Source organism: Micromonospora sp. NPDC023888, from assembly GCF_040639415.1.
Classification (GTDB): domain Bacteria; phylum Actinomycetota; class Actinomycetes; order Mycobacteriales; family Micromonosporaceae; genus Micromonospora.
In genome coordinates, this window is the sequence record NZ_JBEZZW010000011.1 from 118,003 (window position 1) to 133,540 (window position 15,538).

General features: G+C 71.4%; 16 protein-coding genes. 9 read left to right on the plus strand and 7 right to left on the minus strand.

Translation table 11 applies throughout. The features are described 5' to 3' along the window. Positions 1–17: 17 nt before the first annotated feature. Genes AB0F61_RS12795 through AB0F61_RS12805 form a run of 3 tightly spaced genes read left to right on the plus strand, consistent with a single transcriptional unit; the run spans position 18 to position 1,434 of the window. On the plus strand, positions 18–815 hold the full coding sequence (locus AB0F61_RS12795) for a hypothetical protein (protein ID WP_357808132.1): 798 nt from the start codon (positions 18–20) through the stop codon (positions 813–815). 35 nt (positions 816–850) lie between these two features. Continuing rightward, the gene (locus AB0F61_RS12800; protein WP_145790112.1) at positions 851–1,051 is read left to right on the plus strand and encodes a CopG family transcriptional regulator; all 201 of its coding nucleotides are present in this window, start codon (positions 851–853) and stop codon (positions 1,049–1,051) included. Then, a complete protein-coding gene (locus AB0F61_RS12805; protein ID WP_238644387.1) occupies positions 1,051–1,434 on the plus strand; it encodes a type II toxin-antitoxin system death-on-curing family toxin in 384 nt (127 codons plus the stop codon). Before AB0F61_RS12800 ends, AB0F61_RS12805 begins: the two co-directional genes overlap by 1 nt. Before the next feature lie 299 nt (positions 1,435–1,733). Here AB0F61_RS12805 and AB0F61_RS12810 read toward each other — a convergent pair whose 3' ends face one another. Next, positions 1,734–2,417, minus strand: coding sequence for a response regulator transcription factor (locus AB0F61_RS12810; protein ID WP_039906992.1), 684 nt, complete (start codon positions 2,415–2,417; stop codon positions 1,734–1,736). Between the two features lie 22 nt (positions 2,418–2,439). Next, entirely contained in the window at positions 2,440–3,723 is a 1,284-nt protein-coding gene (locus tag AB0F61_RS12815; protein ID WP_357807897.1) for an ATP-binding protein, read from the minus strand. Between the two features lie 205 nt (positions 3,724–3,928). Between AB0F61_RS12815 and phoU the strand changes: the two genes are divergently transcribed. Continuing rightward, positions 3,929–4,582: a phosphate signaling complex protein PhoU gene (gene phoU / locus AB0F61_RS12820; protein ID WP_357807900.1), complete on the plus strand. Its 654-nt coding sequence runs from the start codon at positions 3,929–3,931 to the stop codon at positions 4,580–4,582. A gap of 49 nt (positions 4,583–4,631) precedes the next feature. Here the strand turns inward: phoU and AB0F61_RS12825 are convergent, their stop codons facing one another. Further along, positions 4,632–5,399, minus strand: a complete 768-nt coding sequence (locus AB0F61_RS12825; protein ID WP_357807903.1) for a phosphoglyceromutase — start codon at positions 5,397–5,399, stop codon at positions 4,632–4,634. A 152-nt stretch (positions 5,400–5,551) separates the two neighbouring features. Between AB0F61_RS12825 and AB0F61_RS12830 the strand changes: the two genes are divergently transcribed. Continuing rightward, entirely contained in the window at positions 5,552–6,835 is a 1,284-nt protein-coding gene (locus tag AB0F61_RS12830) for an MFS transporter (protein WP_357807907.1), read from the plus strand. A gap of 75 nt (positions 6,836–6,910) precedes the next feature. Next, on the plus strand, positions 6,911–8,185 hold the full coding sequence (locus AB0F61_RS12835; RefSeq protein WP_357807910.1) for an MFS transporter: 1,275 nt from the start codon (positions 6,911–6,913) through the stop codon (positions 8,183–8,185). Between the two features lie 371 nt (positions 8,186–8,556). On the opposite strand, the gene AB0F61_RS12840 is transcribed toward AB0F61_RS12835, so the two are convergent. The 3 genes from AB0F61_RS12840 to mshA all read right to left on the minus strand — a co-directional run bounded on the left by AB0F61_RS12840 (position 8,557) and on the right by mshA (position 11,917). Continuing rightward, positions 8,557–9,585, minus strand: coding sequence for a hypothetical protein (locus AB0F61_RS12840; RefSeq protein ID WP_357808135.1), 1,029 nt, complete (start codon positions 9,583–9,585; stop codon positions 8,557–8,559). Between the two features lie 289 nt (positions 9,586–9,874). After that, positions 9,875–10,390: a YbjN domain-containing protein gene (locus tag AB0F61_RS12845; protein WP_357807913.1), complete on the minus strand. Its 516-nt coding sequence runs from the start codon at positions 10,388–10,390 to the stop codon at positions 9,875–9,877. Between the two features lie 57 nt (positions 10,391–10,447). Further along, a complete protein-coding gene (gene mshA / locus AB0F61_RS12850) occupies positions 10,448–11,917 on the minus strand; it encodes a D-inositol-3-phosphate glycosyltransferase (protein ID WP_357808138.1) in 1,470 nt (489 codons plus the stop codon). 99 nt (positions 11,918–12,016) lie between these two features. Here mshA and AB0F61_RS12855 point away from each other — a divergent pair, with 99 nt between their 5' ends. Together AB0F61_RS12855 and AB0F61_RS12860 are read left to right on the plus strand one after the other, a co-directional pair. After that, on the plus strand, positions 12,017–12,784 hold the full coding sequence (locus AB0F61_RS12855; protein WP_357807917.1) for an SDR family oxidoreductase: 768 nt from the start codon (positions 12,017–12,019) through the stop codon (positions 12,782–12,784). Between the two features lie 8 nt (positions 12,785–12,792). After that, a complete protein-coding gene (locus AB0F61_RS12860; RefSeq protein ID WP_357807920.1) occupies positions 12,793–13,578 on the plus strand; it encodes a class I SAM-dependent methyltransferase in 786 nt (261 codons plus the stop codon). Positions 13,579–13,592: 14 nt separating this feature from the next. On the opposite strand, the gene AB0F61_RS12865 is transcribed toward AB0F61_RS12860, so the two are convergent. Continuing rightward, complete coding sequence (locus AB0F61_RS12865; RefSeq protein ID WP_357807923.1) at positions 13,593–14,675, minus strand: UDP-N-acetylmuramate dehydrogenase; 1,083 nt, start codon at positions 14,673–14,675, stop codon at positions 13,593–13,595. Positions 14,676–14,744: 69 nt separating this feature from the next. Here AB0F61_RS12865 and AB0F61_RS12870 point away from each other — a divergent pair, with 69 nt between their 5' ends. Further along, entirely contained in the window at positions 14,745–15,503 is a 759-nt protein-coding gene (locus AB0F61_RS12870; protein ID WP_357807926.1) for a maleylpyruvate isomerase family mycothiol-dependent enzyme, read from the plus strand. The last annotated feature ends 35 nt before the right edge of the window (positions 15,504–15,538 follow it).

The window sequence follows — 15,538 nt, forward strand, 5'->3', positions numbered from 1 at the left end:
CGCTGGGCCGGGTGACGATGGAGCTCCGTGTGCTGGTGGACGACCCAGGCGACCCGCGCAGCCGCGAGGTGCCACTGGACTTCCCTCGGGAGTGGATCGAGTTCACCGACCCGGCTGACGAGACGCACCTGATCCGCGCCGACCTGACCTGGCTGCTCTCCCGCTGGACCTGCATCTTCGGCAAGGGCTGCCACGGCATCATCGCCGGCCGGGCCGCCGACGGCTGCTGCTCGCACGGGGCGTTCTTCACCGACTCCGACGACGAGAAGCGGGTCCGCAACGCCGTCAAGCGACTCACCCCGGCGACCTGGCAGCACTTCCGGCGTGGGTTCAAGAACTGGACCGACGAGGACACCATCGACGGCAAGAACCCCGCTCGCCGCACCGCCACCCAGGGCGCCGACGGCCCCTGCGTGTTCCTCAACGACGCCGACTTCCCCGGCGGCGGTGGCTGCGCGCTGCACGGCCAGGCGTTGCGCGACGGGGTGCACCCGTTGGAATACAAGCCGGATGTCTGCTGGCAGCTACCGATCCGCCGTGATCAGGAGTGGGTCAAGCGTCCGGACAACTCCAAGGTGCTGGTCTCCACCCTCTCCGAGTTCGACCGGCGCGGTTGGGGTGCCGGTGGGCACGACCTGGACTGGTGGTGCACCTCCTCCACGGACGCGCACGTCGGTGCCGAGCCGATGTACCTGTCGTACGCCCCGGAGCTGACCGCGCTGATCGGCGCCGCCGCCTACGAGCGGCTGGCCGAGCTGTGCGCGGCCCGGATCAGGCAGGGCATGGTCGCCCCCCACCCCGCCGACGAGTCCTAGCGGATCTTGATAGCAATCCTGCTACCATTTTCGCCATGGCCATGACGCTGCGACTTGACGACGACCGTGAACGGCGACTCCGTCTCGTTGCGGACGAAGAGGCACGGTCGATGCACGCCGTCGTCGTCACCGCGATCGACGACTACCTGGCCCGGCGGAACGCCAAGGAGTTCGGCGACCTCGCCGACGAGATCATCGAGCGTCACGCCACGCTGCTCGCCCGCCTGGCGGAGTGATGACGGAGATCCGCTACCCCACGCTCGCTGACGTGGCGAGCATCGCCCGCAAGATCGGCGTTGGGATCAGGGACGCCGGCCTCGTCGAGTCGGCTGTGGCCCGGCCGCAGACGAGCGTGTTCGGGGAAGACGCCTACCCCGACCTGTGGACCAAGGCGGCGGCGCTGCTGCACTCACTTGTCAACAACCACCCGTTCGTGGACGGCAACAAGCGGATCGGCTGGATCGTGGCGATCACCTTCCTGCTCCAGAATCACGCCGTCACCATCGCTCAGCTCGACGAGGTCGACCAGGACATCGCGTACGACCTGGTCATCAGCGTTACGGAAAGCAGGCTGACGGAGGTGGCCGACATCGCGGCCGCCTTGCACAAGTTGTTCTGAGCGGCACCCGGACGCGCCCGGGTGGTGTCCCACCAGGCATTGGTCCGTCCGCTGCCGGCCACCGACCATCCCATCTCCCTGTAGAGCTGCCCCGGAAATGGGGCACACCCGCGCAGGGTGGCTCGGCTACACCCCGTCGGGCCAGGGCGGCGTGCGTCTCCAGCCCTCACGAGCGCCACGCGCTTGCGCCGTCCCATAACTGGGGCAGCTCTACACGCGGAGGCGGACACCACCCCAGCCGCTGTCCGGACAGGCCGAAGGGGCCTGCGCCGAGCGCAGACCCCCTCCGGGTACGCCGATCACGGCTCGAACTTGTAGCCCAGGCCCCGGACGGTGACGATGAAACGCGGCGCGGACGGCTCCGGCTCGATCTTGGAACGCAGCCGCTTCACGTGCACGTCCAACGTCTTGGTGTCACCGACATAGTCGGCGCCCCAGACCCGGTCGATGAGCTGGCCGCGGGTGAGCACCCGGCCCGCGTTACGCAGCAGCAGTTCCAGCAACTCGAATTCCTTGAGCGGCAGTTGCACAGCCCCGCCCTCGACCGTCACCACGTGCCGTTCGATGTCCATCCGCACCGGGCCGGCGGCCAGCGTCGGCGCACCCGCCTCGGCCACCTCCGGGCTCTGCCGGCGCAGCACGGCCCGGATCCGGGCAACCAGTTCCCGCGGCGAGTACGGCTTGGTGACGTAGTCGTCGGCGCCGATCTCCAGCCCGACCACCTTGTCGATCTCGCTGTCCCGAGCGGTGACCATGATGATCGGCACGGCCGACCGCTGCCGCAGTTGCCGGCAGACCTCGGTCCCCGACATCTCGGGCAACATCAGGTCGAGCAGCACGATGTCGGCGCCGGTACGGTCGAACTCGGTGAGGGCGTCGGTGCCGGTCGCAGCGACCGAAACCTCGAAACCCTCCTTACGGAGCATGTACGACAAGGCGTCGGAGAACGACTCCTCGTCCTCGACCACCAGAACGCGGCTCAACGGGGATTTCCTTTCATTGCTGTCAGACCTGCCGTAGCCCAGCCGGACCGGACTCGATCCCAACCGGCGGCAGTGTCGCCAGCAGGTCGTCCGGTGGGCTGGCGGGCAGCCGGAGGGTGAACGTCGATCCACCACCAAGAGTGCTCGACACCTCGACCCGTCCGCCATGGTTGCTCGCGATGTGTTTCACGATTGCCAGGCCGAGCCCGGTGCCGCCGGTGGCACGCGAACGGGCCTGGTCGGCCCGGTAGAACCGCTCGAAGATCCGGTCCACGTCGGTGGGGGCTATCCCGATCCCCTGGTCGGCGACCGCCACCTCGACGTGCTCGTCGTCACCGCGGAGGGTGACCCGCACCGTGGTGTCCTCGCCCGAGTAGTTGATGGCGTTCTCCACCAGATTCGCCACAGCGGTGGCGAGTTGGGAATCGCTGCCGTACGCGGTGAGGCCCCGCTGGCCGTCCACTGTCACCTCGACACCTCGGGCGGAAGCCGTGGTGCGGGTCCGGTCGACCACCTCGGCGATCACCCAGTCCAGCGCGACCGGCTCGGGTGGCGGTTGCGGTTCGGCGCCCTGCAACCGGGTCAGCTCCAGCAACTCCTGCACCAGCCGACCCAGTCGGGTCGACTCGTGTTGGATCCGCTCGGCGAACCGGCGCGCGGCCACCAGGTCCTCGGAGAGGTCGGGCACCGCCGCGTCGGCCGGCTCGGTGGCGTCGAGCAACGCCTCGGCGAGCAGTTGCAGCGCCCCGATCGGGGTCTTCAGCTCGTGGCTCACATTTGCCACGAAGTCGCGTCGTACCCGGGTCAGCCGGTGCGACTCGGTCACGTCGACCGCCTCCACCGCGATGAAGCCGTTGCCGAGACCCATCGCCCGCAGGTGCACGCCGAGCGGGTTCTCCCCCGCGCTGTCGCGACCTCGGGGCAGGTCCAGCTCGATCTCGCGCCGCACCCCGGTGCGCCGCACCTGGCCGGCGAGGGTACGGATCAGCGGGTGCGCGGCGATCGAGCCGGGGGTGCTGCCGGTACGCAGCAGCCCCATCGCGCGGGCGGCCGGGTTGATCAACACAGGGACGTCGTCGTTGTCCAGTACCACGACACCGGCCCGGAGTGAGTCGATCGTCCGGCGGCCGAGCCCGGCCTGCTGCTCGTCGGCGATCGCGGGCCTCCCCCTGCTCCAGCGGGAGCTGGCGCTCCCCGTCGACGTGGAGCGACCGGCCCGCGCGGGCAGGAACCGGGGCAGCAGAAGGCCGGCGGCCAACCCGGCCACCAGCGCCACGGCCACTACGACCGCCACCGTCCACTCCACCCGGCGATCGTAGGGTCATTGTTAACCTGGCTACCACACAGAACGGGACGAACCACCCGCACTTCCAGAAGTGTTCACCCCTGCGTCTGGCGTCGTTCACCGTGGTTCATCCGAGGTCCGCCCGCGCCCCATACCGTTGGCGTCGCACCTGCTCAACCCCCCTGCGCCGGCACCCGTCGGCGGCGACCGACCACAGGACGTGATGATGCGCGACGAGTTTCGGGCCGATCTCCAGATCGTCAGCCAACTGCTGGTGGACATGGCGGAGGGCGTCCGCGCCGCCATGCGCCAGGCCACCCGGGCCCTGCTCACCGCCGACCGGCAGGCCGCCGAGACGGTCATCGAGCGGGACGCCGAGATCGACGACCTCTACCGACACGTCGAGGAGCGGGTCTGCGACCTGCTCGCCCGACAGGCGCCGGTCGCCTCCGACCTCCGGGCGATGATCACCGCGCTGCACGTGGCCGCTGACCTGGAGCGGATGGGCGACCTCGCCGAGCACGTGGCGAAGACCGCCCTGCGCCGGCACCCCTCTCCCGCCGTCCCAGCCGAACTGCGGACGGTTTTCACCGAGATGTCCGATATCGCCGACCGGATGGCCGTGAAGATCGGCTCGGTGCTGGCGAAGCCCGACGCCGACCTGGCCGGTGAACTGGACGGCGACGACGACGCCATGGACGAGCTGCACAAGAACCTGTTCGCCATGCTGCTCGGCGACGACTGGCCGTACGGGGTGGAGACCGCGATCGACGCCACCCTGCTGGGCCGCTTCTACGAGCGCTTCGCCGACCACGCGGTGAACGCCGGCGAGCACGTGATCTATCTGATCACCGGGCAGAACGGGCCCTCCGCGAGCTGAACCAGGCAGGACGAAGGCCCCCGGAATTCCGGGGGCCTTCGTCGTCGGCTCAGCGGCCCTGGTTGGCGACCGCGGCGGCGGCTTCCTTGGCTGCCGTCGGGTCGAGGTAGGTGCCACCCAGGGTGAGTGGGCGCAACTGCGGGTCGAGGTCGTAGCGCAGCGGGATGCCGGTCGGGATGTTCAGCTTGGCGATCGCCTCGTCGGAGATCTGGTCCAGGTGCTTGACCAGGGCGCGCAGCGAGTTGCCGTGCGCGGCCACCAGCACCGTCCGGCCGGCCAGGATGTCCGGCACGATGGAGTCGTACCAGTAGGGCAGCATCCGCTCGACGACGTCCTTGAGGCATTCGGTACGCGGCATCAGCTCGGTCGGCAGCAGCGCGTAGCGGGGGTCGCCGACCTGCGACCACTCGTCGTTGTCGTCGATCGGCGGCGGCGGCGTGTCGTACGACCGGCGCCAGAGCATGAACTGCTCCTCGCCGTACTCGTCAAGGGTCTGCTTCTTGTTCTTGCCCTGCAGGGCGCCGTAGTGGCGCTCGTTGAGCCGCCACGACCGGCGCACCGCGATCCAGTGCCGGTCGGCGGCGCTGAGCGCCAGCTCGGCGGTGCGGATCGCACGGCGCAGCACGCTGGTGTGCACGACGTCCGGCAGCAGGCTGTGCTCGCGCATCAGCTCGCCGCCGCGCCGCGCTTCGCCCTCGCCCTTCTCGGTCAGGTCGACGTCCACCCAGCCGGTGAAGAGGTTCTTGGCATTCCAGTCGCTCTCACCGTGGCGCAGCAGGACCAGCGTCCCGACGGTGGGCCCTTCGCTCGCAGTCATGCGGATCATCCTGCCTCAAGCGCCGAGGGGACACGCGGGCAGCCGTCGTGACGACCACCACGTGAAAATGCGGATGACCAGCGGCTGCGCCCGCCACTAGGGTTGTAAGGCACGCCAGTCACATCGGTCATTACTTGCAAGCGGGGCGCCATATGCGGACGATGCGGAGTTGGTTCCGGGACACCACCGGCGGCCTGCCCACCACCTTCTGGTACCTGTGGTCGGGCACCCTGATCAACCGGCTCGGCTCGTTCGTCCTCGTCTTCCTCGCCATCTACCTCACCCAGGAACGCGGCTTCTCGGCCTCGCAGGCCGGCCTGGTGATCGGCCTGTGGGGCGTCGGCGGCGCGTTCGGCACCACCGCCGGCGGCACCCTGGCGGACCGGTGGGGTCGCCGACCCACACTGCTCACCGCGCACGTGGGCGCGGCCACGATGATGCTCGGCCTCGGCCTGGCCCGGGACCTCTGGGCGGTGGCGCTGGGCGCCCTGCTGCTCGGCATGTTCGCCGAGGCGGCCCGGCCCGCGTTCGGCGCGATGATGATCGACGTCGTCCCGGCCAAGGACCGGCTGCGCGCCTTCTCGCTGAACTACTGGGCGATCAACCTGGGCTTCGCCTGTGCCGCCGTCCTCGCCGGCCTCGCCGCGCAGGCCGACTACCTGCTGCTCTTCGTGGTCGACGCCGGCACCATGCTGATCACCGCGCTGATCATCTTCACCCGGGTGCCGGAGACACGGCAGTCCGGCAGCGCCGCCAGCCCCGCGGCGAACGCCCCGCGCGGCGCCCTGCGCACGATCCTCACCGACCGCGTCTACCTCGGCTTCGTGGCTCTCAACCTGTTCGCCGCGCTGGTCTTCCTCCAGCACATCTCGATGCTGCCGATCGCCATGGGCGACGACGGCCTGAGCCCGGCCACCTACGGCACGGTGATCGCGCTCAACGGGGTCCTCATCGTGGTCGGCCAGCTCTTCGTACCCCGGCTGATCCGGGGTCGGAGCCGCTCGCACGTGCTCGCGCTGGCGTCCGTGGTGATGGGCGTCGGGTTCGGGCTGACCGCATTCGCTGGCACCCCCTGGTTCTACGGGCTGACCGTGCTGATCTGGACGGTGGGCGAGATGCTCAACTCGCCGTCCAACTCCACCCTGATCGCCGAACTCTCCCCGGCCGAGCTGCGTGGTCGCTACCAGGGCGTCTTCTCCCTGTCCTGGCAGATCGCCGGGGCCAGCGCGCCGATCCTCGGCGGCCTGGTGCGCGAGCACGCCGGCAACGACACGCTCTGGTACGGCTGCGCCGCGCTCGGCGTGCTGACTGCCGTGGCCCACCTGGTGTCGGGGCCGGCCCGGGAGCGGAGGGCAGCCGAGCTGCGCCGCTCCGGTGAGGCACTGGCACCCGTGGACACCGGCCGGACGGCGCAACCCGCCGAGGCGGCGGCCTGACGACTGGCGCCGGGGCGGCCCGAGTTCCTACCCTGCAATCGGAATAGTTAAGAAACCGAACTGTCGGGAGGTCGGGTGCACGCCCTGCGGCGCTGGTGGCACGACACCGCGGGCGGTCTTCCCGCCACCTTCTGGTATCTCTGGGCCGGCCTGCTGATCAACCGGGCCGGCGCGTTCGCCATGCTGTTCCTCTCGCTCTACCTCACCGACGTACGCGGAGCGAGCATCGGGCTGGCCGGCACTGTGGTCGGCGCCTACGGGGCCGGCGGCGCGGCCGGCGTGCTGCTCGGTGGTGTCCTCGCCGACCGGTGGGGCCGCCGGGCGACCCTGCTCGCCGCGCACCTGAGCACCGTGGTCCTGATGGTGGCGCTCGCCTTCAGCAAGCCCCTGCTCCTGATCGCGGTGCTCTCCGCGCTTGTCGGCGTGGTCCACTCGATGCCCAGTCCGGCGTTCGTCGCGGCGATCGTCGACGTGGTGCCCGCCGAGCGCCGCTCCCGCGCGTTCAACCTCCAGTTCTGGGCGTTCAACCTGGGCATGGCGGTCGCCTCGCTGCTCGCCGGGGTGCTGGCCGAGGCGAGCTTCACGGCACTGTTCCTGGTCGACGCCGGCGCCACCCTGACGGCGGCCGCCGTGATCGGCTGGAAGGTACCGGAGACCCTACGGCTGGCCGCCCCGCCGGCCGACCCTCCGCCGGCCGACCCCGCGCCGGTCCGGCCCCGTCGAGAGGGACTGCACACCGCGCTCACCGACCGCACCTTCCTGGTCTTCGTCGGGCTCACCTTCGTGCTGGCCGTCCTCACCATGCAGACGTCGACGATCATGCCGCTGGCCATGCGCACGGACGGTCTGGGCCCATCGGCGTACGGGCTGGTGGTGGCGCTCGGCGGCGCGCTGATCGTGATCGGGCAACTGTTCGTGCCCCGGCTGATCGACAGGCACCGCAAGGACGTCGTCCTGGCCGCCTCCACCGCACTGCTCGCGCTCGGCTTCGGAGTGCTCGCCGTCGCCGACGAACTGGCCGTCTACCTGGGTGCCGCGGTGGTCTGGACGGTCGGCTCGATGCTTGCCGCCCCGCCCAACGCGCAGATCAACGCCGACCTGGCACCGCCGCAGCTACGCGCCCGGTATCAGGCGGTCTTCTACCTGACGTTCCCGGCCGCGGCGTTCGTCGCTCCCACCCTCGGCGGGGTGAGCCTGCAACACCTCGGCGACCGGCACTGGCTGCTCGTGGGTGGGCTGGGCATGGCGGCGGCGGTCGGGCACCTGCTCGCCGGACCACCCCGGGAGCGGCACGTCGCCGCGCTGCGCCGGGAGCGGACACCATCCGCCGACCGGGTGCCCACCGCATGACTCCCGACACGGCAAAGCGCCCACCACGTCCCTGAGGTCGTGGTGGGCGCCCGCCGGTGGGGCCGGCGGCGGCGGGCAGACACTCACCCCCGTAAGCGTCGCCCGCTCAGCCGCCGGTCCAAACAGGTGGGCACCGTCCCCCAACGGTAAATCCACCCGTCCCCTCGCGTCTCGCCTGGTGCGCGGATCTGATCGATCCGCCGCTCCCCCGAACGTTTCCAAGCGGGACGCGGTGCAATAAAGCTAGTTCGCCCGGATTCTGGATTCAACCCAGAACGGCTGTCTCGCCGGTCACAACTGACGAGTATCCGCTGCTCGGGCCTCGATCTCTGGCAACAGCCGGGTACCCGTCAGCCATTCCCGCAAACACCTCAACCGTCCTCCCGATCGGGCGACTCGGTCCGGAAAAAGTTGCTCTGCCGGCCGTCGCGCAACTGTTCCTGATAAATCAGGTTCAGCCGGCGCAGATCAAAGGTATGGAACCACTCATCCCAGGTGATCTCGCGAATTCGGCTACTTTCCCGGTAACCGGGGATGTTGAAGGTCAGAACGCCCGCCCGGCCGTCGCGCTCGGTGCCCGCGATGGTTGCCGGCCTGGCCCCACGCTCCCGGGCCCACCGCTGGATCACCTCGTGGTTCGCGGTGATCAGACTCCGCCCCGGTCGCTCCGGCCGGTCCGTGACCGACGAGATCACCTGCGAGCTGCGGACCGACCGTCCGGTGCCCCGTCCGGTCCGGATCCCACCGGCCGACGTGCCGCCACCTGTCGACGGCGTCAGCGTGCGCCTGGCCGGCGCACTCTTGGCCGCTGTCGTGCGCTTCGCTGTGGTGCGCTTGGCCGGCGTCGCGCGCTTCGCTGTCGTGCGCTTGGCCGCCGCGTTCTTGGCCGGTGCCGTGCGCTTCGCCGCCGGCCGGGCCGGTGCCTTCTTCGCTGGCGCCTTCCGCGCGGGCGCCGTACGCGCCGTCGCTGTCTTGCGGGCGGCCGTGGTCTTGCGGGCAGCCGTGGTCCGGCTCGCGGCCGTGGTCTTGCGGGCTGCCGTCGACGCTGTGGTCTTCTTCGCGGCGGTCGCCTTCTTCGCCGGCGCCCTCTTCGCCGCCGCCGTCGACTTCCGCGCGGCGGTCGCCTTCGTTGCGGCGGCCCGCTTCGCCGGCGCGCTCTTGTTCGCCGGTACGGCCTTCGCGCGACTCGGTGCCGCCCTCGACGCCGACTTCTTCGTGGCGGCGGCCCGACCGGCCGATGCCCTGGTGCCGGTGGCCCGGCCCGACGGGCCGGTGCTGCTCCGACCCGCGCCGGCCCGCATCGAACGCACCAACTGTTTCACCAGGTCGGGCTTGCGCAGCGCGGAGATCCCGGAGACCCCGCGTTTGCGCAGTTGCCCACGGATGTCGTCCACCCGCATCCGGGAGATCTCCGACTCGGAGACTCCCGGGGTACCCGGTGTCTGGTTGCCGGCCTGTCGCTTCGTCCTGGTCGCAGTCGCGCCGCGACCTGAGCTGTTCCGCTGAGCCATGGGACGCTCCGCTCCTTGACACTCCGTCCTCGGCGCGCGGGGGTCCCTCGCCGCACCGCGCGGAGCGGCATACCCGTCAGGAGCGGTCCGAACCACCGGCAGCTCGTCGTGATCGTGCTCGATCCGGGATCGAGAGTGGCATCCGCGCGGAAGCGGGGCGCGAGCGCCGGGTGTGCGGTCAGGACTGGTCGGGACCGGCGCCGGAGGGCTCGAAGAGATGGGCGAACGCGGCCAGGTTGGCGGTCGACTCGCCACGCTTGACCCGCCACTCGTACTCACGGCGGATCGAACTGCCGAAGCCGATCTCCAGCATCGTGTCGAACGACTCGTCGGCGTACGTCAGCACGGAGCCGAGCAGCCGGTCCAACTCGTCGGCGTCCACCCCGGCCGGGTTGACCCGCCCGGTCAGGTACACGTCGCCGACCGCGTCGGTGGAGAAGGAGACCCCGTACATCCGGGCGTTGCGCTGCAACAGCCAGGCCCACAGCTCCTCGCGACGCTCGTCCGGTTGGCGCATCACGAACGCCTCGACCCGCAGTGCGTGCTCGCCGATGATCAGGTTGCAGACCGTCTTGAGTTTGTGCGTGCCCGGCAGGGTCACCGCGTACGAGTCGGGGCCGGTCGCCTCCCAGGCCAGCTCCCGCTCCGCGCAGACCGACTCGATCAGGGTCGCAAGATCGCTCTTCGGGCTCACCGGACCCACTCTACGACCGACCCGCCCGGCGCACCCGTCGACGGTGACGCCCCTCGGTCACCAGGAGCAGGAGAGCGCCGGCTTGGCCGCCAGGTCGGCCGCGAGCCGGGCGCGGTGCACGGCGATCGCCTCGCCGTAGACGCCGAGCAGACCGGCGACCGTACGGTCCCAGGAGAAGTGCCGGGCATGCTGCTCGGCTCCCCGGCCGAGCGCCGCCCGCAGGGCTCGGTCCGGCAGCAGACGGCCCAGCGCCCTGGCCCAGTCGACGGGGTCGTGGCCGTCGATCAGGACGCCACTGACCTGATCCCGCACGGCGGTGACCAGCCCGCCGACGGCGGCGGCCAGCACCGGCGTACCGCAGGCCTGCGCCTCCAGGGCGACCAGCCCGAACGATTCGTTGTGGGACGGCACCGCGACCAGGTCGGCAGCCCGGTACAGGGCCGGCAGGTCGTCCCCGGTGAGCGGCGGCAGGAACCGCACCCCGTCGGTGACCCCGAGCGTGGCGGCCAGCTCGATGAGCGCGGTCGGCCGGTCCAGTCCACTGCCGCTGGGGCCGCCGCAGATCACCACCGTCACCTGGTCGGCAAGCGCCGGGTCGCGATCGCGCAGCGCGGCGATCGCGCGAATCAGCACGTCGGGGGCTTTGAGTGGCTGGATCCGACCGACGAAGGCGACGACGTACCCGTCGGCCGGCAGCCCCAGCTCGCGGCGAGCCGCACGGGTCGCCGCGGCCCGGTCGCCCGGCGCGGGCCGGAACCGGCCCAGGTCGACACCCGGTTGCACCACGGAGACCCGGCCCGGGTCGGCGCCGTAGCGGGCCAGGAGGTCGCTGGCCTCGACCCGGGTGTTGGCGACCAGCCGGTCCGCCTCGGCGACCACCTGTTCCTCGCCGATCACCCGGGCCTTGGGCTCGGGCCGGTCGCCGGCCGCGAGCTGGGCGTTCTTGACCTTCGCCAGGGTGTGCGCGGTGTGCACGAGCGGCACCCCCCAACGCTCCTTGGCCAGCCAGCCGACCTGCCCGGAGAGCCAGTAGTGGGAGTGGATCAGGTCGTAGTGCCCGGGCGGGCGGGACGCCTCGGCGCGCAGCACCCCGGCTGTGAAGGCGCAGAGCTGGCCGGGCAACTCTTCCTTGGTGAGGCCCTCCAAAGGGCCGGAGGTGACGTGCCGGACCTGCACGCCAGGTGCCATCTCGACGACCGGGGGCAGGTCGCCGGAGGTGGCCCGGGTGAAGATCTCCACCTCGACGTTGGCTTCGGCGAGTCGCCGCGCGACCTCGAGGATGTAGACGTTCATCCCGCCGGCGTCGCCCGTGCCGGGCTGGTGCAGGGGGGAGGTGTGCACCGAGAGGGTGGCGATGCGGCGCGGCCGGGGCCACGGTCGGGCACCTCGCTGACGCCCGACACCGGTGTGCATTTCCGCCACATCCGCTCCTTCGTCACGGTAGATGCCGTCTCGCACGACCGGCGCTTCTCGGTCAACCTGTACGCCAGATGTCATCTTCCCCATCGGGCTTCGGAAATTCCCCAGCGCGGCCCCCGGGGGTGACGGACCTCATCACCGCACCCCCGTCGATGGCCGCCCCCGCCCGGTCGGAACGGGTCCCACGGTCGCTGTGACAATGTCGGAATGACAGCTGTCGCCATCGTCACCGGAGCGTCCAGCGGGATCGGCGCGGCCACCGCCCGCCGACTCGCCGCCGAGGGCTTCCACGTGCTCGCCGCCGCCCGCCGCGCCGAGCGGCTCGCCGACCTGGTCGCCGACATCACCGCCGCTGGCGGGCAGGCCACCGCGGTGACGTGCGACATCACGTCGGACGAGTCGGTGGCCGGGCTGGCCGAGGCCGCCGCCCAGGCACCCGGGCCGGTCACCCTGCTTGTCAACAACGCTGGCGGAGCGCGCGGGCTGGACCCGGTGGAGTCCGGCTCGGTCGCGGACTGGCAGTGGATGTACGACGTCAACGTGCTCGGCACGCTGCGGGTCACCCAGGCGCTGCTGCCCGCGCTTGAGGCGTCCGGCTCCGGCACCATCGTGGTGGTCTCCTCCACCGCCGGCCTGACCGTCTACGAGGGTGGGGGCGGCTACACCGCCGCGAAGCACGCGCAGACCGCCATCGCCGGCACGCTCCGCCTGGAGCTGTGCGGCCGACCGCTGCGGGTGATCGAGATCGACCCGGGCATGGTGAAGACCGACGAGTTCGGGCTGGTCCGCTTCGAGGGGGACGCGGAACGGGCGGCCGCCGTCTACGCCGGGGTGCCGGGGCCGCTTGTCGCCGAGGACGTCGCCGACTGCATCGCCTGGTGCGCCACCCGCCCGGAGCACGTCAACATCGACCGGCTGGTGGTCCGGCCCCGGGCGCAGGCCGCCCAGCACAAGGTGCACCGGGTCAGCCAGTAGAGCCGGCAATGAGCGGCGTGGCGCGGCATCGGCCGCTCGGTGTGGTCACCCGGGGCACGACCAACCCGAACCGGCTCCGTCGGGTGGACAACTGGATCGTCGCCACCTGCGCCGACCGGCTCAGGGCGGCGGCCGATCCCCTGGTGGTCGACCTCGGCTACGGCGCCAACCCGGTGACCGCCGTGGAACTGCGCGCCCGGCTGGCGGCGGGGGTTCGTCCCGACGTACGGCTGGTGGGGTTGGAGATCGACCCGGCCCGGGTGGCCGCCGCGGCCCCGGCCGCCGACCCGCCGGGCCTGACGTTCGCCCGCGGCGGGTTCGAGCTGGCCGGGCTCCGGCCGGTGCTGGTCCGCGCGTTCAACGTGCTGCGACAGTACGACGAGAGCGAGGTTGCGGACGCCTGGCGGACGATGACCGCCGCGCTCGCCCCGGGCGGGGCACTCGTCGAGGGCACGTGCGACGAGTTGGGTCGCCTCGCCGCGTGGCTGCTGGTCGACGCCGACGGCCCCCGGACGCTCACCCTGGCCGCGAAGCTCACCACGCTGGGCAGCCCCGCCGAGCTGGCCGAGCGGCTACCCAAAGCGCTGATCCACCGCAACGTTCCCGGTGAGCCGGTGCACGATCTGATCCGCGCCCTGGACGACGCCTGGCAGGCCGCCGCCCCGTACGCCACCTTCGGCCCCCGCCAACGCTGGCTGAGAGCGGTGACCCGGCTGCGCGAGACCGGCTGGCCCGTCCTCGACGGTCCCCACCGCTGGCGGCACGGGGAACTGACCCTCCCGTGGCCGCCCTGACCCCGAGCGTGGGCTCAGAGGGCGCAGTTGATGAGTACGGGCTCGGGGTGGAGGGTGACGCCGAAGCGGTCGTGCACAGTGTCGCGGATGTCCCGGGCGAGGCTCAGCAGGTCGCCGGTGTGGGCGGTGCCGCTGCGGTTGGTGAGGGCGAGAGTGTGCTTGCCGGAGATGGCCACACCGCCCGGCCCGGGGTGCCCCTTGGTGAAGCCGGCCTTGTCGATCAGCCAGGCCGCGCTCACCTTGACCATGCCGTCGGCTCCGGGCCAGGCGGGCGGGTCGCCCAGCTCGGCGGCGCGCGCCAGGAGCAGCTCGTACGTCGCCTGGTCCAGCACCGGGTTGGTGAAGAAGGAGCCGACCGAACGAGTGTCGGGGTCGGTGGCGTCGAGCACCATGCCCTTGCCCGCGCGCAACCGCAGCACCGCCGCGCGGGCGTCGGCAAGCGGCACCTGGTCGCCCACCTCGACACCGAGCGCGCGAGCCAACTCGGCGTAGCGCACCGGGCCGGAGAGCGGGGACCTGGTGAGTCGGAAGTCGACGGACAGCACCACCCAACGGTCCCGGTACTTGAAGATGCTGCCTCGGTAGGCGAACCCGCAGTCGGCGGCGGGGATGATGCGGCGGGTGCCCTCGGCCCGGTCGTACACCTCGACGCCGCTTATCGTCTCGGCCACCTCCTGGCCGTACGCGCCGACGTTCTGGATCGGGGTGGCGCCGGTCGAGCCGGGGATGCCGGAGAGGCACTCCAGCCCGGCCCAGCCGTTGGCTACGGTGGCGGCGACCAGGTCGTCCCAGGGCTCGCCGGCGTCGACCCGTACGGTGACCGATCCGGCGTCCTCGCCGACGACGCTCAGCCCACGGGAGCGGACCAGCACGACGGTGCCGGGGAAGCCGGCGTCGCCGATCACCACGTTGCTGCCACCGGCCAGGATCAGGACCGGCTCGTCCGCGGCGCGGACGGCGCGGACGATCTCGTCGGCACTGTCGGCGGCGACGATCCGCTGGGCCGTCCCACCCATCCGCAGAGTGGTGTAGCTGGCCAGTGGACCAGGGATGGCACGATCGGCTTCGGTTGTCGGCTGGGCGGAGGCGTCTGGCACGCCCTTCACCTTAGGCTGAGTGATAGCCGTGGCACCCACTGGTCGCCCGGCACCCCCGGGAGGATGGCGATGAGCAGACTGCAGGGCAGTAAGGATTTCTGGGTCGGGGCGCTCCGAGCGGAGGGTCCCGCGTTCGCGGCGGCGGTGGCCGAGGCGCCGCCGGAGACACCGGTTCTGTCCTGTCCGGGCTGGACGGTCAACGACCTCACACTGCACCTCGCTGGCATCTACCACTGGGTTTCGTCGTTCGCCGGGTCCGGCCGGCCCGCTCAGCCGGCCCACCGGGAAGCGCTTGAGGCGGACCCGGGCGTGCGCCCGCTCGAGCTGTGGCAGCAGGGGTACGAGCGGCTGATGACCGTCTTCGACGGGCTCGACCCGGAGGCGCCGGCGTGGAACTGGGCTCCGCAGCCGAAGAAGGCCGGTTTCTGGCCGCGTCGGATGGCGCACGAGACGGCCGTGCACCGTTGGGACGCGCAGCTCGCCATCGCGGCCGGCGAGCCGGTGGAGGCGAAGCTCGCGGCCGACGGGGTGAGTGAGGTGCTTGACACCTGGCTGCCGGCGGGCCGGCGGCGGACGCCGGGCGACTGGCACGGGGTGGTGCAGCTCACCGCGACCGACGCCGCTCAGGAGTGGTATTTGCGGCTGCGCGGCGAGGGGGTGGCGCTGCTCGACACGGCGACCATCTTCGACCACGACGATCATCACGCTCGGGCTCAGGTCAGCGGCACGGCGAGCGACCTGCTGCTGGCGCTCTGGGGTCGGGTGAGCTTCGAGACGCTTGACGTTGCCGGCGATCCCAACCTGCTGGATGGCCTGCGGGTCAAGTGATCGGTTCGTCTCGACGAGGGCGTCACCCCGCCGGG